This is a genomic window from Mesorhizobium sp. M0018 (assembly GCF_040323955.1).
GTDB lineage: Bacteria > Pseudomonadota > Alphaproteobacteria > Rhizobiales > Rhizobiaceae > Mesorhizobium.
In genome coordinates, this window is record NZ_JAMYVL010000016.1 from 118,068 (window position 1) to 138,343 (window position 20,276).

Sequence of the window (20,276 nt, forward strand, 5' to 3'; positions counted from 1 at the left end):
GAGGCACTGACTTTGCAAATCCACGAGAGTGCGGGTGTTCCACCTGCTCTCAAGTTCCGATCGGCGACGGCGAAACCACCCCAAGCACCGCCAGCAAGCCGCGCACCATCCACACAACATCGGACCCGATCGTGCGCTGCGGATAATAGGAAAGGTCGAGCCTGGCTTTGGCAGGAAACAGAACCTGGCGATAGAACAGTAGCGGGTCCATCGATCGCGGATAGAAACGGGCTTCATGCCGGAAGAGAACCTGGGCTGGACCCAGCAAGCCTGGCTTGTATTGTAAAATGTCTTCGAAGCCCCCGCGAAAACAGTCGGCGAAGGCAAGGCTCTCCGGGCGTGGCCCGATGATTGCCATCTCGCCTCTGAAGACGTTCCAAAGCTGTGGCAGTTCGTCGAACTTGGTGACCGCGAGGAACCGTCCTATCGGCGTCATGCGGCTGTCATCGGCCATGGTCAGAGCCAAGCCACCGGGGTCACATTGCACGCTGAACTTGCGAAACTTGTACATGCGGAATGGGCGAGCACCGGCCCCGACGCGGGTCTGTGCGAAGAAGATGGGCCGACCGCCTTCCAGCAGCAGCGCCACGGCAATCAGCAGCATCAGCGGGGCGAAGACGATCGCAGCGGCTGCAGCAATGACGAGATCGATTGCTCGTCTCGCAGACCCATGGGCGGCGCTCGAGCCGTTAGGCCTGTGAATGGCTAGGTCCAGGGCATTCATGCGGCTGTTCCTGTCTGAGCGCAGTTATTGACCGCTGCGGCAAGAGCGACCACCACCGTTTCGACCAAAGGTGCGGTGATCTGCGGATGCAGCGGTACAGTCAGTTCGCGCTGGGCGAAATCTTCAGTGCGCGGTAAGTGAGTACCGGGAATGAGCTCACGATAGAGCGTCATCTGGTGCACCGGCGGGTAGTGGATAGTGGTTTGTATCCCTTGCCCGCGCAGTGCGTCGATGACGTCTTGCCTGTCGGCGTAACGTGGCAAAAGGATAGGCATGATGTGGTAGGCCGACGTCCGCGGCTCGTGGAACGGGATGGTCACGGCTGGGCAATGCTTCGCTATGAGACGACGATACAGCATGACCAGGATACGCCTGATCTCATTCCACTCCTGCAGATTTTGCAGCTGGACCAGTCCGATCGCAGCCCGCAATTCGTCCATGCGATAGTTGAATCCGAGCATGGTGACATCATACTGAGGGGTGCGGCTGTTCAGCCTTTGACGTGTCCCGGTGGTCATCCCATGTCCACGCGCCTGGCGGATTGTCTCGAGCAGACCGGCATCCCTGGCGATCACAGCCCCGCCTTCCGCCGTGGTCATGTTCTTGTTGCCGTAGAAGCTGAAGGCGGCCGCGGCACCAAATGTCCCCACCTCCTTCAAGCCCGGCGCATGCGCGGCGTCCTCGACGATGTGTAGCCCCCGGGCACGGGCGAACCTCTGCCATTGTTCCCGATCGGCGAGGTAGCCGGCGAAATGAACGAGAATGATTGCCTTGGTGCGGGCCGTGCATTTCGCTTCGGCTTCCACGATCGACATCAGCGGCACGTCGGCTGACTCGATGTCGACGAAAACCGGCGTCGCACCGACATAGAGGACCGCATTTGCGGTCGCCACGAACGTCAAGGATGGCACCAGCACCTCGTCGCCCGGTCCGATGCCAAGTGCGTGCAAAATGAGATGAAGCGCTGCGGTGCAAGAACTGACCGCGACGCAATCCTCCGCATCATGAACGTCGGCAAAAGCTTGTTCGAAGGCTCGTACCTGCTCCCCCATGGTCAGCCAGCCGCTGTCGATGACCCTGGTCAAAGCAGTCTTCTCCGGCACACCCAAGATCGGGGCACTGACCAAGAGCATCACAACCTCCTAGACTGATAACTGTGGGAACCGGGCTCGTGACTTCATCATCATCATGCAGCCGTCGCAGTGACCTCGATCGAGGCCGACTGGTCTTCCCAGGAAATGGTCTGTGCGTTCTGAAAATCGTCGACGCGCCCGATATCGAGCCAGAGACCCTCATGCTTGTACACGTGCACGGTTGTGCCGTTCTGCATCATCTGCAGCATCAGGTCGTCGAACCCAAAGGGTATGCCGGATGGGATAAACTGCAGAACATCCGGGTTCATGCAGTAAATTCCCATGCTGACCAGATGCGAAAGCGTCGGCTTCTCGCGAAAGACCTGCACGGTATTGTCGACTTCGTCGATGACGCCGAAATCCATCTTGATCAGGCGACAGGCTGTTGCGATTGTCACTGGATCGGTGTGCTTACGGTGCGCTGCTACAAATCGACTGAGGCTTAGATCCGTGAGGACATCGCCATTGAGAACGATGAATGGCTCCGTCAGTTCATCCCTGATCAAAGACAGTGGCCCGATGGTGCCAAGCGGCTCCATCTCCTGCGTATATCGAATTTTCAGGTTCCACTGCGAGCCATCTCCACACACGGTGCGGATCAAGTGGCCGAGATACCCGGTTGTAATATAAACTTCCTGAATGCCGTTGCGTCGCAACCATTTCAGAAGCATCTCGAGAACCGGCCGTGCGCCGATCGGCATGAGCGGCTTCGGCAAGACCGAAGTGAAGGGGCGGAGGCGTGTTCCCATTCCTCCACATTGAATAACCGCTTTCATCCTGGTCCTCCCTTGTTCATTCGGCCTGAACGCCATCGTCACGGGCCGGCTATCCTGCCCTGGTCAGCACCCGGGAAACGCGTTCTTGTCCCCTCAGAAGAACCGGTGAGATTTCCCGTAGAAGACCGGTGAGATTACTCCACTGTCCCCTGATCCGGACATTGCATCTGGATGGTATGTGGCCGTCAGGGTGGATGTCGTCGTGCATTCGAATGGTAACAATTCAGCCGTTTTGCTGTTCTATATCTTTAGGCCTATAGCACTGCTGAACGACCGGCCGGTCTGTCAGCTGTCCAAAAGGTCAGAACGTATGTTCGACGACGTTCGGCGGGTTTCGCTCACAAGGGGCAAAAAAAGAGGAGCGTTTCCCGTCATTTAAGATTATATTAGAAATCTGGCGTTTGCGGTGTTGGGGGTGCCGCAGCGTCGGCTGGATGAATCGACGAGTGGATGGCCACGATTTTCAGGCCATTACCGTTCAATCCATTCAGATAGGCGTTGGGGTAGTTCAATGTATCGAATCGTCATCGCCGACGATCACGGCTTGTATCGTCGCGGCTTGCGATTGGCACTGACCGCAGGCATTCCAGGTGTGGAGATCTTTGAAGCGTCCTGTTTCGACGCGGTGCTCAGTTTGCTGGCAGAGCAGTCGTTCGTGGATCTTGCGATCCTGGATCTGAATATGCCGGGCCTGTTCAATCAAGAAGTGCTCGGCGGGATCCTGTCTGCCTATCCGGACACGCGATTTGCGATCGTTTCCGGAAACGATTCACGCTCGGAAATACTCACAGCTCTGTCGATCGGGCTTCACGGCTACATCGTAAAATCGCAGACGGACGAAGAGGTTGTTTTGGCCGTCAATGAAATCCTCTCCGGCCGCATCTATGTTCCTGCACTTCTGTCACGCCCGGGAGCGACGCAAACAACCCACGCGCATACCCATTCCGACGACAAAGGCCCACAGAGGCGTACCGCTGGCGTCAACCTTGGCAGGCTGACTTCGAGGCAAAAGGAAGTCCTCAAGCTGATGGCGGAAGGCTATTCAAACAAGGAAATTGCGCGCGATCTGGAAATCGCGGAGGCGACCACGAAAATCCACGCTGCTGCGGTTCTGCGTGAATTGGGGGTACGCAATCGGACCGAGGCTGCCGTTATGCTGAAGACTTGGCTTTCGAGACATGCCAGCTAGAGCGCCGCGCGTCCTTTTGGACGTGCAAACGGCGTCGCAAGACTCCTCATGCATTTTACTGCATATCCCAAAGCCGCGGCGCAGCTTTGGGCCGACGACATTCTTGGAAGGAACCCTGCGCATCTCAAAGGCCGCTCAGCGCGACCCGCCTTTAGATATCTGCTTTCCGATTGGAGCACTGCACTACAATCCGATTTCCTTGCGTGACAGCCGCAGCGAATACCGCAACCCTTGGTCCGATATTTCCAGCCTGGGAGAGTGACCGACAAGCGGCGCTCCATCCACTCCGATTATCATGGAACCGAAGCCATGACGGACTACGCTCGAGGTCCGCCGCCGCCCCGATTCCACCCACTCGAACCCGATCTCGCTGCCTGTGTCTTCAGGTGCGAACGTCCAGCTTACGTCGATCCGGCCTTTTGGATCGCCAAGCGCTCCATACTTCATGGAATTGGTGGCAAGCTCGTGAACGATCATCGCAAAACTCTCGGCGGCGCCTCCCGACATCGTCACGGAAGGACCGCCGACCGATATGGCGCGTGTTCCCATATATGGTTGCAATTCTTGAGCAACGAGATCGTTTAGCGTCCCCGATACGCTGCCGTTGCGTGAAAGAAGCAGATGGGTTGCCTCAAGCGCGCGTATCCGGTCGATCAGCATTTCCTTGTATTTGGCAACATTGTTTCCAGGAGCATCGACCATTTTCACGAGCGCAGTGATCACCGCGAAAACGTTGCCGAACCTGTGGCGTTGTTCGAGCATAATGCGTTCCCGCTTCTTTGCCGCGGCGCGCAGCAGCGTGGTTTGTCGTCTCTCGCTCAGGTCGGCGGCCACTCCAAGCCGCTGTCCACCATCATCATGTCTTTCCTCCCTTCCGCGCAGCGCAACCCAGCGGATATGTCCGTCCGGTCGGCGGACGCGTATCTCGACATCGTAATTCGTGACCGATGGTGCGGCCTTTCTCGATGCCGCCAGCTTCGGCCAGTCCGCCGGATGAACGACAGCTGACAGCTCCTCCAAACTGCGGCTATTGGCCTGGGCCAGGCCGAGAATGTCCCAGAACGTGTCCGAGCCCGTGACTATCCCGTCTTTAAGGTCTATGCGCCACGTGGCCAAGCGTCCAGCAGACAGAGCGAGGTCCAGCCATTCCTTCTGGGCCCGAAGCGCTTCGTGAACAGCGCGTCGTTCCGAAATATCGTCGACCACCACGAAGATGCTCTCCGAGAGGCCACCCTCGGGCACGGACGAAGAAAGCGTTAGCCTGGCCCAGAATGCCGTACCGTCCTTTCGTGACAGACGCACCTCCGAAACGAACGAAGAAATGTCATTGCCCAGCCTCGCCAGCAATTGCGCCAAGGTATCCCGGTCGTTCGGATGGGCGAGCGTATCAAGCTGTAATTGGGCAAGCTCCTCCTCCCTGTACCCGGTCATCTCACAAAGGCGTCTGTTGGACTGCAGCAACTCACCTTTCTTGTTGGTGTTCGCGAATCCCATGGCAGCACGTTCGAAGGCCCAACGATAGCGGCTTTCGGTCGCCTCGACGGCAGCGAGCCTGGCCTCCGCGACTTCCAGCAACTCACGCAAGTCCTGCCGCAGACGATGGAAGGTCATGGCAATCACGCCACCCGAAACCAGAAGCAGGATTGCGCGTGCCCAGTCTCCACTTGAAATCTGATCGTGTCCTCGTGCCCACAGCCCGACAGCAACCATCAGAATGGTCGCAGCGAGCGCAGGTACGCGGTCTTCGAGATAAGCGATAATAATAATAGCCGGAATAAATTCCAGAAAACTTGCGCCTTGCCCAATATAGGCTGACGATTTTATTTCAAATATCAGTGTGGCAGCTAACACCGATGCAGACGCAATATGAGTTAGCAATCTGCCCGACGGGTTCGAATTCGACCTGCGCGACTGCGAGCTCATGGACACAGACTACAACCTTCTGACTAGCCCGTCGAGACTAGAGCAAAAAACGTACAGCTTAGTACCACTGCCGGATTGCCATACCGCTATCATAGCGCGCATTTTATCGGACGCAGCGGGGCCTAAGAGCTGCCTTAGAACTGTCGGATCATATTAAGTTTTCAAGGTGATGATGAACGTATTATCCGTCAGCGCATAGAAGACTATAATCCAGCTACACATAGAAGACTACATGAATCCCGAATACTTATTTCGGGCGTGTGAAACTTTGGGTTAGGGGTAGAAAATGAATCTGATCGATAGACAGGTCGATGCTTCTTCGAACAATCGGTATATTGTTACGAGGACCAAGTATGATTTTGAAGCGCGGAATACGCGGCCCTCTTCTGGTCACCTTCCCGATCGCGCATCGGATCCATTGGGCGCAAGGTTCGGCGAACCAAAAGGCCGCAGTCTGGAATCCATAACCGGCGTGCTTGATCGCATTGGCTGTGGCTATCTCGTGTTGAATCGCGAAAGAAAAGTAGTCGAGTGGAACGCAGCCGCCCAAACCACGCTTGAGCGCCAGGGCGAAGCGGCCGACACGGCGAGCGGACTTACGGCCGCCCTAAGGCGGCTGATCGCGAATGTTCCGGGCCAATTCCTGCCGGGCTCATTGTCTTGGGTGGTGATCCGCAGCAGGGGCGACCGACCGGTGATACTGAACGAGAACGGCGTTATCGCTCCCGACGGAACAAGCATTGTGGCGCTGCTGGATCGCGACAACAGGTCGGGGCCAAATCCTCGGACGCTGCAAAGAATGTTTGGCTTGACGAGCGCAGAAACGCACCTCGCCTTGCGCTTGGCCCAGGGCGACGCACCTTTGGAGATCGCTCGCAGCTGGCGTCTCAGCCGCACCACGATCCGTTCCCAGCTTGCCTCGCTGTTCGCCAAGACCGAAACAAAACGCCAGGCGGAACTGGTGGCCCTTCTTGGGCGTATTTCGGTCCTGCCGTAAGGGCCGCGCAGTTGTTGGGGTCTAGTTGGCGGCATCCACATGCGACGGGGCTTGGTCGACCGGTGCTGGAGGCCGTTCCAACCTAGCTTGGCAGGTCACGTTGCGCAGCGCGTGGCCGGCGCCTGCTCACCTGTGCCGACGCCGACGCCCCGGCACATAACATCCCGGCACAATTGGCCGGGATCTCGGAATAGGCAATTCGACACTGTCGAGTGACGTCGAAGGGGCAAAAAATTGGATCATGATTTAAACGGTGGTTCCGTTCTTTCTGCGGAAAATATGGAAACCGCCCGATCCCGGTCAGACCGCGCCGTGAAGGAACTCGTCCCGATAGGACCGATCGTCGTCACCGGTGCTGCAGGCTTCATTGGTTTTCACGTCGCCTTGCGGCTTTTGCGTCTGGGTGTCGAAGTCATCGGCGTCGACAATTTCACCCCCTACTACGATCCACGACTCAAGGAAGCGCGGTTTGCACGTCTCTGTGCCGAGCCGGGCTTCACTTCGATGCGAATTGATCTGGCGGATGCCGCCCGCGTTCAGTTGCTGTTCTCAGAATTTCGCCCCTCACACTTTGTCCATCTCGCGGCTCAGGCCGGCGTGCGTCATTCACTTGCTGACCCGCATTGCTATGTGCAATCGAACATAGTGGCGTTTCTCAACGTCCTTGAGGGCTGCCGGCACTTCGGCGTTAGTCATCTCGTCTACGCTTCGTCGAGCTCCGTCTACGGCTCAAATCGAACCACACCGTTTTCTGAGCATCACGGCGCAGACCATCCTGTCAGTCTGTACGCCGCAACCAAGCGTTCAAACGAATTCATGGCGCATTCATACAGTCATTTATTCTGCTTGCCCGTGACCGGACTACGCTTCTTCACCGTTTATGGCCCCTGGGGCAGGCCCGACATGGCAGTCTACATGTTCACGCGTTTGATTATCGAGGGGAAACCAATCGAAGTAGCCAATGCCGGCCGCGTGTGGCGAGACTTCACCTATATCGACGACGTCGCTGAGGGGGTGGTTCGAGCACTCGCTGCACCGCCGCGACCCGACCCGGGTTGGGATTTTCTTACCGCAGATCCCGCCACAAGTTCTGCACCGTACCGCGTCTATAATATTGGCAACGACCGGCCGGAGGAGATTAACCGGCTGATTTCGCTCATCGAGACCGCCCTTGGCTGCCGGGCGATTCGCGTGGAAGTGCCTCTACCACCGGGCGACGTTCTGGAGACTCGCGCCGACGTGAGTGATCTTCGTAACGCTGTCGGCTTCGCCCCGGCGACAACGCTCGAGGACGGAGTGCAACGCTTTGTCGAATGGTACCGGGACTTTCATGGAACGAACATCGCAGCCAGCACACAGCAACAAACGTTAATGCATGTGTAAGCCCACCGTGTAATCCGCGCCTTGTCGGAGCGACGAATCCGCGCGTCGGCCATCCTTGTCGCGGCTGCTGGTCTGGTCAAAAGATCCAGTTGGTACCGCATAACGTGACGACGACATTCCCGAGCATCGATGCCCGCGCGATCCCCGCAGAAATCAGTTCATCGCGGGCAAGTCCAACGAGCGGTCTCAATTTCAGAGCTGCAGTTGTGCCCCGCCCGGAGCACAAAGAATTCGCTACATCGCCGCTCCGCCGAACGATGTCATTCAGATGGATGATGGTGACGTTCAGGCCCCATCGTAAGCTCCGGTCAACCGCATTTTGCCTCCTCGGAATCGCGAGCTCATGTCCCAAAGCTACTTTCTGAGATCCAGGACGGTTCCTACGGTCGAGAAAATAATCACCCGTGTTCCTCCAAGCCCGATCGGCAGTATTCTGCGCGCGGCAGGAGGCGTTTCGGCCATGGCGATTGCCGGTCAGTTGACTCTCGTCGCCGCTATTCCCGTTTTGGCCCGGCTCTATTCCCCGGCAGATTTCGGGATCTTCACGATTTATCTTTCGATCGTAAACATCCTCGGCGCGATCGCAGCACTGCGTTTCGAGGCCTCTCTCTATGGTGTCAAGGACAATGCGCGGGCGTATGTGACTGTTAAGCTCATTCTCCTGGCTGTGTCGGTGACGAGTGTCCTCGCCTTTGCGGCAGGACTGCTGTGGGCGAGCATCGCTCCAGCGCGGGTCGGCCACCTCGCCTGGCTCGTTCCACTTGGGATGGCGGGCGCAGGTCTCGTCGAAGCCATGAACTGCTGGAGCCTGCGCGCAGGCCTGCTACGAGACTTCGCCCTCGGCCGCCTGATCTTGCCGGCGACCATGGCCCTGCTGCAATTGATTTTTGGGCTCGCCCATTTCGGAGGTGAGTCGATGGTGCATGCCCATATCCTGAGCCAATTTATTTTTATCGGACTCCTCGGCTCTCGGATTCTGAGCTGGAAGGACTTACACGGCGTCGCCCGAGCGCCGTGGCGTACCGTCTTTGCCGTCGCCAGGCGAGAATACAAGTTTCCGTTATTTGACATTCCCTCAGCTCTCGCGAGTTTCGCCATTATCAATCTTCCCGCAATACTCGTTGGTTCGCTGTTTGGCGCCGCTTTTGCGGGTTACCTGGGAGTGGCAGCGCGGCTGGTGACTGCGCCGGTCACGCTGATCGCCACCCCGCTCAGCAATGTTTTTGTCTCCGAGGCGAACAAAAACAGTGATCGCAGACATCTGCTCGGCACCGCACGCGGCCTCTTGATGCTTTCAGCCGGCCTCACTGCATTGCCAATATTGGCGCTTGGCCTGGCCGCGCCATATATTGTCGTCCCCCTGCTGGGCCCGCCCTGGGTTCCCGCCGCAGACATTATGACCGCGCTGGCGTTCATGGGGGCTGCGCAGGCGTTGGCGACGCCGCTTCAAGATGTCCCAGCTCTCCTGCGCCGGCAGGAGCTACGGCTTCTCGTCGATGGCGCGCGGACGGCGCTGGTGTTTGGTCCGCTTCTTGCCGGTGCTGAGGCAGGTTGGGAACCACTCAAGGTCATTTATCTGATGGCGGCCGGCGGCGGCGTCGGGTTTGCACTGAAAACGGCGGCCTCTCTGTATATTTTGAGCCATGCCATTAAACCAGCGGGAGCTGCCATACCAAAACAAGGTCATCATCTCGAGGGAAAAGCACCATGAAACAATCGCAGCTTGATCAGCTCCAAACGACCGCTGTGGTTGACCAACATCATCGCGCTGATGCTTCGCGACTGCGCCCTTTCATTTCAGTTGCAATCCCAACCTTTCGCCGACCGGACACGATCCGCCGGGCAATGGATAGCATTCTGAGTCAGAATTTTTCCAGTTGGGAGTTGGTCGTCAGCGACGACGAGGGCCGGGACGGACCGACCTGGGCAATCGTGGCCGAGTATGCGCGGACCGAGCCTCGCATCCGAATTGTCGAAAACTGCCGGGGCCGCGGTCAGGTAGAGAATACCAACAATGCCATGCTCGCTTGCGCCGGAAAATGGATCAAGCTGCTCCATGACGATGACTGGCTCGCTCCGGGCGCACTCAAGACCTTTGCCGAGGTTTCCACCAAGCATCCCTCAGCTGCATTCATGACCTGTGCAGCCAATATAATTGAGGACGATCGGATGAAATTCCGATTGCCACCGCAGGGGCGGCAACGAATTTCCGTCTACTCAAGCCAGCAATGCCTGACGGACCTCTATCTGGTCCGCACGACGCGGAGCCTTGGGATCATCCCATCGACGCTTTTGATCAACCGCGACGTCATTCACGCGGGTTGCCTGATGCGCGCCCATAATTCAATCCCAGCTGGAGTCGACCAGCTGTTCTTTGTCGATCTGGCCTGCCACGGAGACATGGTCGCGATAAACGATGGCTTGATCTTCTACGACGCGACGAACCACCCGAGCATCACTACAACCAAGAGTTTCGATGAGGTCGATCAGGTAACGCTTGCCGTCAAAGAGCTTAACTGGAACCTCATCGAGGATCGTAAACATCTTCCCTGCCCTGAGACTCTGTTACGGGCGCTGCGGGTTGCTCGTCTTCCCAGCAGATTCCACCAGCAACCCTGGCGGGCGACGATCCGAGATGCGATGCAAATTCTTCGCCCGTCAGTTATGAAAATAGCGAGCCAGCACATTCTTACTTACGTGTTCGCGATCCGCCCGAGACTGGGTCGATTGCGTAGCCTGAGACGATTTAGCTTCTGAGCATGGCGGCATCGTCGAGCGCGACGGCGGGCGGGCTGGGGCGCATCATATACCGTCGAAGGCGGCTTTCCTTCGGTCTGGCCTTTAGGGGTAAGCGAGATGACCATTTGTCCGGCGTGTGCCAGTGTATCAACCGCGAAATTGTTCGAAGTGACAGCAGATGAGGCCTCTCGACATTTCATCAATCCGCGTCAGGACCCCGATCGCTCTCGAAAATTAACAAGCCACCTGTCGGATCTCTGGGGCAGCAACACATGCGATATCCGCAAATGCGCAGATTGCGGATTCGGTTTTGCAGATCCCTTCGTCGCTGGCGGCGTTGAATTTTATAACTTAGCCTGGGCGTACCCTTCCTATCCGACCATGAAATGGGAATATTCAAGGACTCTCGAAGAGCTCGCGGGCCTGAAGACTGGCGGAAAAACTGCCCTCGAAGTGGGGTCTGGGTTCGGATATTTTCTCGATCGCATCAAGAATAAATTCTTCCATGTTTCCGACATCTCTGCGGTCGACTACAACGAAACGGCGAGGTCTGTACTGGCGTCGAAAGGCTTTAAGACCTATTCAGGCGATTTTCGGATGGACAGCTTCGATTCTATGAAAGAGTCCTTCGACTTTATTTTCATGTTTCAAGTCTTCGAGCATATGGACCAAGTGGACGACGTTTTTGCTCGATTGAAATATCTTCTGAAGGCGCAAGGATCTGCCTTTATCGCCGTGCCAAATGAAAACAGAACTTACTACATGGAGTCCCATGGCTCGCTCATAGACATGCCACCAAACCACATCGGCCGATGGACGAAAGAAGCCTTCGATGCCATATGTCAGCGGCACGGCTTGCAATTGAGCAAGTGCGAACGGGAGCCGTTCAATCTCGCCAAATTCCTGAAACAAGACATCGTCCACAGCTTTTTCCGAAAGGGAGAGAAACCAGGTAGCGTGAGTGAGTTCGTGCGCGCCCTGCCGCGAAGCAAAGCGCAACGGATTGCGCAAGGTTTGACTGCCCTTGCGATTTCACCATCGCGGTTGCCGGCATGGGCATACGCGATCAGGAATGCATCGACGATGGGGGGGAGCGCACTCTGGGCAAAGATCGACAAAGTCTCGTCACCTGCGCTACGGATTCATCGCCAAGCCAAGCAGCGATGAGCGGGTCCGCGTGAAGGGTGATTTCGACACCACTAGGCGCGCGGTGAATGCCAAGCAGACGAAGGACGGCGTCAGGCGCGTTGCCTCAGATGGGGGTCCGGAATTCATGAATGCCCGTCCGGCGGCTCCTGGCCGTAGGTTCCGTTGTGACACTTCGGACCCACGCTCCGGATGGATCTCTCCGCGACAACCCCAGCTACTGCCGGATGGCCCGCGCCCAGCAGCCGATCGGCGCAGCGCCTAGCGCGGTGATTTTCAACCAAGCGGGAAGTGCGCAACAACAAGAGCCGCGCTCGTCATGTCCTCTCCAGCAAGAGGTCAGCGCTGTCCCCGAACCGGTAACCAGCGTGCTTCCTGAGATTAACCTTCGTGAGAACGCTTGCGACGGGGACCGAAGCTGGTGCATCGCCCGCAAGCAGGTCCAGAACGCCTCGCGCGATGCTGCGTCGCGTTTTCGCCCAGCGAACGGCGAAAAGAACCACGTCACCCCAGCCTGTCAGGAGCCTGGCCTCTGGTCCCTCAAGCCCCAGCGGTCCATTTATGATGACGACCCGATAGATCGAGTGCAGTTCATCTTTGAAAGGGGAGCCGTCGACACTGGACAGCAAGGGCAGCAGATCCTCCGACGGTGCGAGCGCCATGAAGTCGATCCCGATCGCCGACATTCCTGCTATCGCATCGTGCAGTGCACAACGGTCACTCACATAGTCTCCGAAAAAATTGTGCGGCTTACGTGCGCTGAATTCCTTCACAAACTCGCCCGTAAGGCGGTGGTCCGTGCGGTCCAGATCAATGAAGAGTACTCGCCCTCCAAGTCTGGTGGCCGCCAAGGCCATGCTCCATGCGAGCTCGGTCTTGCCATCATCCTCACCGCAGGATGTTATCAAGATTATGTTCGAGTAATCCCTTGCCTGTTGGGGCGCCGCGGCGACAAGCAGGGACGTCACGGCGCGGCTGTATCTGCACCCCTGCTGGCCTGAAACCAGCTGCTGCAGTCGCTTCGCGTGCATTGTGGGAGCCTGGGGTATTAGCCCGAGGCACGGAACCTTGAGCGCTGCTTCAGCTTCGGCCTCTCCGCGCAATGTGCGATCGAAGCGTTGGCGGACAAGTATGAAAATCCCTCCAATCAGGCCAAACACGACCATGCCAGGCGGAATAAGAAAAATTGGCGAAAGAGTCGTTGGATTGGTAGGGGGCCACGCCGCTGAGAGAAGCCTGACTCCGGGGGATGGACTTGCAATACGCCGCATCAAGTCCTGTTGCCGGGTCAAAAGGTCGTTGTAGCGCTGCGTCAGGATGCTGACCTGCGGCTCGAGTGCACGCAGTCCGGAAAGCCGGCCGGCTGTATCGGCCACAACCGCATCTAGGACATCCTTACGCTTTTGCAGCGCCGCAATCTGGGAGCGATAGATGTTTGCCTCAGCAGCGACGCGGGCGATTTCTTGTTCGATCTCACGATCGATCGCATTTGTGACATTCTCATCTGCCGTGCCGTTGGCCTGGCCTGCCAAGAGATCGGCCAGCAAGGGTGATCCGATGGCTTCGGCTACCGAGGCAACGGGCGCGCCCCCCTTTCGCAAGTCCTGAATGTGTTGGAGTCGAGATTCCGTTGCGGAGAGGTCCGCTTTCGACAAGGAAATTTGCTGAGTGAGTTCGGCTGTCTCCTTGGCAGCATTGTCCGCCGCACCTTGATCGACCGCGCCATGGCTCAACCGATATCTCTCCAGACGATCGGTCGCTTCTGCCAGACTGCTTTGTATAGTCGGCAGCCCGGAGACTATCGAGTCGAGTTCCAGCCTGTCCGACGCTTGGCTTTTCCTTGCCAGATCGCCAATATACACTTCGACGAACGTGTTGGCGATCAGAGCGGCTCGCGCCGGATCGTGATCGGTGAAGCCGACACTGATAACTCTCGATCGCAGCTCCTGGCCGATCCTCATACCTTCACGCAGCACCTTGAGTTCAGCCGCATCTGGCTCCGCCGGCGTGCTTCGCGGCCAAATTTTGGCCAGCAAATCGGCTGGAACCGAGCGCAAATTCAGCGGCTTGACGCCAACAGGCTTCGGAGGATGGTTTCCGGTTCGAGCACCAGCCTGTTTAGCACCATTGGCAGCATCCGTTTTGCGCAGCGCTGCCACTACGCTTCGCAGGTGGCTTTGCGATGAGAGCATGGTGATATGGTCGTCAATGCTGGAATCCAGCTGATCCTGAGCAGAGATCAAGCCGCCGGCAGGGGCTGCTCTACTAGGTGCGTCGACGATTACCTGCGTGGTGGCCTCGTATAGGGCAGGCCGTGCAAGCCCTCCAAGCGCGGCCAAGACACCGCCTGCGACGACCATGGCCAGGAGGAACCACTTTTTTCTTGAGAGGGTAACGAGGAGCTGATGGAGCGGGGTTTGCGTGTCCATATGCTCACGCAACGGCCGTTTCATGCGCGGAGTGATTTCGCGCGCAGGCAAGTGCATTTCGGTAACGTGCGGAAGGTGGATGCGGCTAACTATGGACCCTTCCATCTTAATCTCCTGTAAGTTCGGGCACGCGAGAACCCGTTGCTGGCGGCGATGGCCGCCTTGCCTCGTTGTGCCAGGCCTGGAACATCAAAGCCGGCCACAATTCGCGAGAATGGTCGTGCCTGCCATCGACGTGACCGCGCCAGCACGCATCCACCTTCGCAAGGTCGAAAATTCCGTCTCCGGAGACGCGCATATCGGCGACAAGATCGTTTGCCCAACTGAGCAGCGGGCCCCTCAGCCAGACTGCTATAGGAACATCGAAACCTTGCTTTGGCCGCTCGATCAGTCGCTGCGGAACGTACCGGCGCAACAACTGACGAAGGATCCACTTACCTTTGCCATTACGAACCTTGGTATTCGTCGGCAGGCGCCAGGCGAATTCGACAACCCGATGATCGAGTAGCGGGCACCGCCCCTCGAGGCTGTTGGCCATGCTGGCGCGGTCCAGCTTCACCAATATATCGCCGGGCAGGTAGCCGTCCATATCGTCATACAAAAGACGGGACAGCAGCCCATCAAGCCGGTGCTCGACGTGGATTGATGAGGGGGGCTGGTGCAGGCTGAGGTTCTCGGTCGACGATCTCGTCAGTCGCCGAAACAACTCGTCCTCATCGGCTGCAGCGAGCAGCTGAGCGAGGCGATCCAGCCGGTCGCCCCGCAGCGCATGCCGTGCACCCTCCGAAAGCGGCAGCTTCCCGACGAGATCGTGACGGGCTGCACGGGCCAGTAACCCAGTGCCTGCCGCGAGCGCCCGACGCAGTGCCGACGGCAGAGTATGCTGTCGTCGCAGGCGGGCAGCCATGAAGTGGCGGGCGTAGCCGGCGAAGCATTCATCGCCACCGTCACCCGACAGAGCCACCGTAACGTGCCGGCGGGCGAGCCGCGCCACCAGCAGAGTTGGTATCTGCGATTCGTCAGCGAAAGGCTCGTCCCAGATCTGCGGCAATTCTGGAATGACTTCGCGCGCTACGGCAGCCGAAAGGTTGAGTTCGGTATGGTCGGTGCCCAGATGCCGCGCGACTTCCGCCGCGTGGGGAGCCTCATCGAACCCGCCCTCTCCGAAAGCGATCGTGAACGTGCGCACCGGCTTGTCCGATTGAGCCTGCATCAGGGCTACAACCGTCGAGCTGTCTATTCCGCCCGACAGGAAGGCCCCGAGCGGAACGTCAGCGATCATGCGCTCCCGAACGGCAAGTCGAAGCAGGCCATCCAGTTCAGTGGTAAGTTCTTCGTCACTGCCGACGACCTGCTCCGCCCGCCCTTTGGTGGCGGTTTCGGCTAGCGACCACCAGTATCGAATACGATGCGCTAGCGAGGCGGCACTTCGCGACGCGGCGAAGTCAGCGGCCGTCACCGACAGGACCGAACCCGGCGGTAATTTGAACACGCCTCGCCAGATGCAGCTGTCATCCGGTACCCATCCGTTCGAAAGCATCGCCGCGGCCGCATTGATATCGAGCTCCTGACAAAAACCTGGAAAACGGGTGATCGCCTTCAACTCAGAGGCAAAAACAAGCGCATCACGTGTTGAGGCGACATAAAGCGGCTTTTTGCCCATTCGGTCGCGGGCGAGATGGAGCGTCCTCGTCTTCAGATCCCACAGTCCTAGCGCGAACATGCCGGCGAAGCGTGTGAGTGCTTTTTCGAGGCCCCAATTCTCAATAGCGGCAAGCATGACCTCGGTATCGCTGGTGCCCCTGAAATGACGACCTGTACTTTCCAGTTCGCAGCGCAGATCGCGGAAATTGTATATTTCGCCGTTAAACGTAATGACGTATCTGCCGCTTTCGGAATGCATTGGCTGGCGGCCGGCCTCCGACAGATCAACAATGGCCAAACGCCTGTGACCGAAGGCAAGCCCGGCTTCGCTATGTATCCAGAATGCCTCGCCATCCGGTCCGCGGTGACGAAGCGCGGCCGTCATTTGCTCTATTGCCTTGAGCGGCTTCGTGTCGGCTGAATCGGGGGCAAGAAGAATTCCGGCAATACCACACATGCCATTAACCCGGATTGTTGGAGATTGCAGAAACTGCTTTCGGAGCACCGGCGACAAGGCAGATGGTCAGCGCAAACCACACGATCGGGTGACGGATGATCAGGTGCGGCATTCCGAAAATAGCGATTGACACCACGAGCGCTAACAGCGCGTCGAGCTTCGCACGCCATACCGACACGATGGCGGCGCTGACGATCCAGACCAGCGCCAGAACCGCAATAAGTCCACCTTGAGTGTACAGGTCGAGGATCGTGTTGTGAGCCTCGAAGGGTCGTTCCAGAAATTGCGATTCGAACACTGATGGGCGCTCGAGATGCGGACCTGGACCAAGGCCCAACGACCCGGATTCCGCGCCCTTCTCTATTGCTTCGTCCCAGAGATGCACGCGGAGTGCGGCGGTTTCGGCAGTGGCCTCGCCGCCCTTGTCCTTGGTCAGGCCCTTGGCGAAGTTTTCGAGGACGCTCGCCTCCGTCACGGCGTAGGGGGTTATCGCGATCGCCAACGGAAGGATACCGACGAGCAACAGGAGGACGGCTTGCCGTGAAAAGCTGCCCCTGTTGCCACCGGTCTTGAGCCATGTCCTGATCCGCAGCCCGAGGAACGTCAGGCAGGTCAGGATGCTGGTATACAAATAGGTATCGCTCTTTGTCAGCCTCCCGACATAGAAGGTTAGGAACAAGCTGGCGATCCCAAGAAACCTGCCCCATCGATTGCTGGTGGTGGTCGCAAGATGCAAGGCTAGCGGGCCAAAGATTGCGCAGTAGAGTGCGAGCTGGTTTGGATTGTGCGACCAGCCGCGAAAGCGGTCCCAGTACCAGGGATCGACGCCAGCTCGGGGGATCCAGCCCCAGCCCTGTCCCAGCTGAATGGCAAGGGCCATATTCGCGATACCCACGACCCACCAGCCAGTACGACGGAGATGGCGGTCGGCGTCGGGTTCTGCAACGGCAAGGCAGGTGACGCTGACCAACAGCAGGTAGGCCATCGTATCGTGCATCAGGCCCGTCAGGTATAGAACTGTGGTCAGATAGCCGACAACGGTGCCGACCCCCAGAGCCAGCGCCATGATCGTCCAGTAACTTGCAAGGAGTGTCAGCGCCGGCCTGGTCTCCAGGCGACCGCCGGCAAGGACGCGCGCGATCGACAGCATGATCCAAAGCACGAGGAACAGTTCGCCAATCCCCAAGGGCGACCCGGGAATGTCGAGTTGCTCCGCATAGGTCGTTGCGAGCCCGCAGGCCAGGATCGCGTCCCGGATCATCGGCGCACATCCAATCTACCGCTGACAGCATCGTCTCTAATTAAGATCGGATACGCCGGTCGGGCGAGGCCACCGTGGGATTTGGCGCCAAGGATATTTTCGTACAGATCGCAATACTGAGCGACCACCCGCGGCAGCGCGAACTGCTCACGGACGAGTTCGACAGAACGACCGCCCATGATTTTTCCGTGACTGCGGTCGGACAGGATGTCGACTATTCGAGATGCAAGGCCATCGGCGTCGTAGGGTTGGACTAGGTAGCCGTTCCATCCATCCTCGACCACCTCATTGCAGCCGGGCATCTTTGAGGCGACCATGGGCAATCCCGCCAGCCCTGCCTCGAGCAAGACGCGCGGGATTCCTTCTCGATATTGTGTGGGGAAGGCGAACACGTCGGCCATGCCAAGAAGGGCTGGAACATCGCGTCGTGGGCCTAGCGCGATGATATGAGGAGCGTGTCTATCGATTTCCGACTTGTCGACTGCAAATGGACCTTCGGACTCCCAAGGGCCGACAAGCACGAAACGCGCATTAGGCCTTTTAGAAAGGACGCGGGGGACTGCTTGGAGCAGCGTCGGGATGCCCTTCTGGCGGGTTAGCCGGCCCACAAAAATTACGATCTCTGCTGACTGGAGCCCGAGTTCCTGGCGCATTTTCGCCGCCGGCGGAGCAAGCTGCCTGGCCATAGCGAACGCATCGACATCGATGCCAGAACTGCGGATCACTCTTCCGCTGCCAGGTTCAATCAATCGAAAGCGCTTGAAGAAAGCCTCATCGTCCCGATTCTGAAATACCGTCGCTGCCGTCCAGAAGGAGGCAAGCCATTGTAGTCCGCAAAAAATTGGACGTAAGGCCAGAGCCCGCGGTTCCAACGATGAGAATGTCCAGCCCAGGCCGTTGATCGTGCGCACGACCGGGACCGTTCCGCGCACCGAAATGGGTGTCAGCAGGTTAGGCTTGGTATCGAAGCTTTGGACGATGTCAGGCCGGAGTTCCGCAAGCAATTTCCGAATCACTCTTACAGCGGTCCACTCGCCAGTGCCGCTGGCAAATCGGTCGAAACCGTAGCGGCGATGCGGAATGCCATGCCGCAAAAACGCAGCCTCATCGCCGGTTGAAACTGCCGTGACCCGGAAGCCGCTTTCGCGCAGCGACATTAGGAACGGAATTCTCAGGGCGTGATCTTCGCCTCCCACACAAACGAGATGCGGATTCATCCCGAAGCTCCCGTCCGTGCGCCGTGTTCCGGTCGCGTGAAGTAACTGCCTTTCGCATCTGCTTTCATGGTTTTGCTTCGTTACTTCTGTGCGCGTGAAAGGATACGGTAGGAGGAGGCTTGCATACTGTCCTCGTCTGTTTGAATGAGGCAAACTGCATGGGGATCACGGCCTTACGGGTATCGCGAACCGCCTCGACGGCATCTGGTGGTGCATAGGAACGGGTACGGTGATGAATTGCGCCTCGAACTCTAGGGGTTCGGCCAAGCCGGACTTGCAACTGATAAGGCAACCGAAGAAAGCGCTTCCGACAGTCGTGCGTTGTACGGCTGCTCTACGCTGGGCGCGTCGGATTCCTAAGCTCCCGGTCCGGGTTCGCGCCTCAGCTTGTCCCGCTTGTGCTACCAGGCATGATAGTCGACCCCTCAGCCACAACTCCTGGCGCAACCTGCCTCCTTGCGACCAGCGGATAAGCCGATTCGGACCGTTCCGACGCCGGCGACCTGATCTGCCGACCGATTTCACGCGACGAACGCGCGGACACCTACGAATTATCCACAACTAATTGGTTGCGGGATTGAGACTGTGGAGGGGTCTGGCTCTTAGGTGAACGTCTGTCTGATCTCTCAATGCGCGGGTGAACAGTTAGATAGAAACATAATTTACAAGTTTATTTCAGCGATCTGCAAGATACGCTCTAGATATTTAACTATCTGTCTTTCAATCTAACCAGATATGATGGATAAGCACGGCCCTTGATGGGATCATATTCTTGTTACTTATTTATTATGTCCATGGAAGTTACTCCTTCCGTGCAGCATTCCTATTGGCGATCAACCATTCTATCAGAGCCTGCAGGTATGTGATTTGGCGCTAATATACACCCTCTAGTAGGCAGACATCCGCGGGGCGCTATCGAATCAAAATGAGGGATTATGGATGGCAACTCTGCACTATGCATCGGGTGGTTCTGCCACCGAAATCGCAACCGCCGGCTTCAATCTAGCTGACGTTCAGTATGTTTCGCTGGTCGACGCATTGCCGGATGGCATGAAAGGCCTGGTCTATCTCAATGAGCATGAGGGCGTAACTTCATCCTTCATCGAGAAAATGACCCCCTTCCTCGGCAATCCGAATGTGTTTGGGTTCTATCTTGTTGACGAGCCCGATCCCACGGGCAGGTGGGGCACCTATGCAACCGCCGAGAACCTGAAGGCGGAATCCGACTGGATCCATGAGCATTTTCCAGGCGCCAAGA

At 57.8% G+C, this 20,276-nt stretch carries 14 protein-coding genes and 1 pseudogene; 7 read left to right on the forward strand and 8 right to left on the reverse strand.

Annotation, left to right across the window (positions count from 1 at the left end; translation table 11 throughout):
• Window positions 1-49: 49 nt before the first annotated feature.
• Genes NKJ81_RS22115 through NKJ81_RS22125 form a run of 3 tightly spaced genes read right to left on the reverse strand, consistent with a single transcriptional unit; the run spans window position 50 to window position 2,633 of the window.
• The gene (locus tag NKJ81_RS22115) at window positions 50-724 is read right to left on the reverse strand and encodes a sugar transferase (protein ID WP_352541723.1); all 675 of its coding nucleotides are present in this window, start codon (window positions 722-724) and stop codon (window positions 50-52) included.
• Window positions 721-1,857, reverse strand: coding sequence for a DegT/DnrJ/EryC1/StrS family aminotransferase (locus tag NKJ81_RS22120; RefSeq protein ID WP_352472522.1), 1,137 nt, complete (start codon window positions 1,855-1,857; stop codon window positions 721-723). The genes NKJ81_RS22115 and NKJ81_RS22120 overlap by 4 nt, the downstream gene beginning before the upstream one ends.
• A 53-nt stretch (window positions 1,858-1,910) precedes the next feature.
• A complete protein-coding gene (locus NKJ81_RS22125; RefSeq protein WP_023675619.1) occupies window positions 1,911-2,633 on the reverse strand; it encodes a nucleotidyltransferase family protein in 723 nt (240 codons plus the stop codon).
• 511 nt (window positions 2,634-3,144) lie between these two features.
• Between NKJ81_RS22125 and NKJ81_RS22130 the strand changes: the two genes are divergently transcribed.
• On the forward strand, window positions 3,145-3,822 hold the full coding sequence (locus NKJ81_RS22130; protein WP_023675618.1) for a LuxR C-terminal-related transcriptional regulator: 678 nt from the start codon (window positions 3,145-3,147) through the stop codon (window positions 3,820-3,822).
• Between the two features lie 183 nt (window positions 3,823-4,005).
• Here NKJ81_RS22130 and NKJ81_RS22135 read toward each other — a convergent pair whose 3' ends face one another.
• A complete protein-coding gene (locus NKJ81_RS22135; protein WP_352472467.1) occupies window positions 4,006-5,745 on the reverse strand; it encodes a PAS domain S-box protein in 1,740 nt (579 codons plus the stop codon).
• A gap of 286 nt (window positions 5,746-6,031) precedes the next feature.
• On the opposite strand from NKJ81_RS22135, the gene NKJ81_RS22140 reads away from it, so the two are divergent.
• The 5 genes from NKJ81_RS22140 to NKJ81_RS22160 all read left to right on the forward strand — a co-directional run bounded on the left by NKJ81_RS22140 (window position 6,032) and on the right by NKJ81_RS22160 (window position 12,031).
• Complete coding sequence (locus NKJ81_RS22140; protein WP_352472466.1) at window positions 6,032-6,742, forward strand: helix-turn-helix transcriptional regulator; 711 nt, start codon at window positions 6,032-6,034, stop codon at window positions 6,740-6,742.
• Between the two features lie 279 nt (window positions 6,743-7,021).
• Window positions 7,022-8,125, forward strand: a complete 1,104-nt coding sequence (locus NKJ81_RS22145) for an NAD-dependent epimerase (RefSeq protein WP_352541735.1) — start codon at window positions 7,022-7,024, stop codon at window positions 8,123-8,125.
• A gap of 460 nt (window positions 8,126-8,585) precedes the next feature.
• Window positions 8,586-9,836: an oligosaccharide flippase family protein gene (locus tag NKJ81_RS22150; RefSeq protein WP_352541724.1), complete on the forward strand. Its 1,251-nt coding sequence runs from the start codon at window positions 8,586-8,588 to the stop codon at window positions 9,834-9,836.
• Window positions 9,833-10,882 (forward strand): glycosyltransferase family 2 protein, encoded by a 1,050-nt coding sequence (locus NKJ81_RS22155; RefSeq protein WP_352472464.1) that lies wholly within the window; start codon window positions 9,833-9,835, stop codon window positions 10,880-10,882. Before NKJ81_RS22150 ends, NKJ81_RS22155 begins: the two co-directional genes overlap by 4 nt.
• 99 nt (window positions 10,883-10,981) lie before the next feature.
• Entirely contained in the window at window positions 10,982-12,031 is a 1,050-nt protein-coding gene (locus NKJ81_RS22160; RefSeq protein ID WP_352541725.1) for a class I SAM-dependent methyltransferase, read from the forward strand.
• Between the two features lie 296 nt (window positions 12,032-12,327).
• Here NKJ81_RS22160 and NKJ81_RS22165 read toward each other — a convergent pair whose 3' ends face one another.
• Genes NKJ81_RS22165 through NKJ81_RS22180 form a run of 4 tightly spaced genes read right to left on the reverse strand, consistent with a single transcriptional unit; the run spans window position 12,328 to window position 19,018 of the window.
• Window positions 12,328-14,544 carry a GumC family protein gene (locus NKJ81_RS22165; RefSeq protein ID WP_352541726.1) on the reverse strand — a complete coding sequence of 739 codons (2,217 nt, stop codon included), beginning with the start codon at window positions 14,542-14,544 and terminating at the stop codon, window positions 12,328-12,330.
• Window position 14,545: 1 nt separating this feature from the next.
• On the reverse strand, window positions 14,546-16,540 hold the full coding sequence (gene asnB, locus NKJ81_RS22170) for an asparagine synthase (glutamine-hydrolyzing) (protein ID WP_352541727.1): 1,995 nt from the start codon (window positions 16,538-16,540) through the stop codon (window positions 14,546-14,548).
• Window positions 16,541-16,544: 4 nt separating this feature from the next.
• Window positions 16,545-17,801, reverse strand: coding sequence for an O-antigen ligase family protein (locus NKJ81_RS22175; protein WP_352541728.1), 1,257 nt, complete (start codon window positions 17,799-17,801; stop codon window positions 16,545-16,547).
• The gene (locus NKJ81_RS22180) at window positions 17,798-19,018 is read right to left on the reverse strand and encodes a glycosyltransferase (RefSeq protein ID WP_352541729.1); all 1,221 of its coding nucleotides are present in this window, start codon (window positions 19,016-19,018) and stop codon (window positions 17,798-17,800) included. Before NKJ81_RS22180 ends, NKJ81_RS22175 begins: the two co-directional genes overlap by 4 nt.
• Window positions 19,019-19,957: 939 nt before the next feature.
• On the opposite strand from NKJ81_RS22180, the pseudogene NKJ81_RS22185 reads away from it, so the two are divergent.
• Window positions 19,958-20,276, forward strand: a pseudogene (locus tag NKJ81_RS22185) (calcium-binding protein); the annotation flags it as partial.

What these genes read in the sequence shown, in the direction of transcription:
- asnB (WP_352541727.1), bottom strand. Translation starts at nt 16,540, where the DNA reads ATGTGTGGTATTGCCGGAATTCTTCTTGCCCCCGATTCAGCCGACACG.
- NKJ81_RS22150 (WP_352541724.1), top strand. Translation starts at nt 8,586, where the DNA reads ATGGCGATTGCCGGTCAGTTGACTCTCGTCGCCGCTATTCCCGTTTTG.
- NKJ81_RS22145 (WP_352541735.1), top strand. Translation starts at nt 7,022, where the DNA reads ATGGAAACCGCCCGATCCCGGTCAGACCGCGCCGTGAAGGAACTCGTC.
- NKJ81_RS22175 (WP_352541728.1), bottom strand. Translation starts at nt 17,801, where the DNA reads ATGATCCGGGACGCGATCCTGGCCTGCGGGCTCGCAACGACCTATGCG.
- NKJ81_RS22180 (WP_352541729.1), bottom strand. Translation starts at nt 19,018, where the DNA reads ATGAATCCGCATCTCGTTTGTGTGGGAGGCGAAGATCACGCCCTGAGA.
- NKJ81_RS22115 (WP_352541723.1), bottom strand. Translation starts at nt 724, where the DNA reads ATGAATGCCCTGGACCTAGCCATTCACAGGCCTAACGGCTCGAGCGCC.
- NKJ81_RS22120 (WP_352472522.1), bottom strand. Translation starts at nt 1,857, where the DNA reads ATGCTCTTGGTCAGTGCCCCGATCTTGGGTGTGCCGGAGAAGACTGCT.
- NKJ81_RS22160 (WP_352541725.1), top strand. Translation starts at nt 10,982, where the DNA reads ATGACCATTTGTCCGGCGTGTGCCAGTGTATCAACCGCGAAATTGTTC.
- NKJ81_RS22135 (WP_352472467.1), bottom strand. Translation starts at nt 5,745, where the DNA reads ATGAGCTCGCAGTCGCGCAGGTCGAATTCGAACCCGTCGGGCAGATTG.
- NKJ81_RS22165 (WP_352541726.1), bottom strand. Translation starts at nt 14,544, where the DNA reads ATGGAAGGGTCCATAGTTAGCCGCATCCACCTTCCGCACGTTACCGAA.
- NKJ81_RS22155 (WP_352472464.1), top strand. Translation starts at nt 9,833, where the DNA reads ATGAAACAATCGCAGCTTGATCAGCTCCAAACGACCGCTGTGGTTGAC.
- NKJ81_RS22130 (WP_023675618.1), top strand. Translation starts at nt 3,145, where the DNA reads ATGTATCGAATCGTCATCGCCGACGATCACGGCTTGTATCGTCGCGGC.
- NKJ81_RS22125 (WP_023675619.1), bottom strand. Translation starts at nt 2,633, where the DNA reads ATGAAAGCGGTTATTCAATGTGGAGGAATGGGAACACGCCTCCGCCCC.
- NKJ81_RS22140 (WP_352472466.1), top strand. Translation starts at nt 6,032, where the DNA reads ATGAATCTGATCGATAGACAGGTCGATGCTTCTTCGAACAATCGGTAT.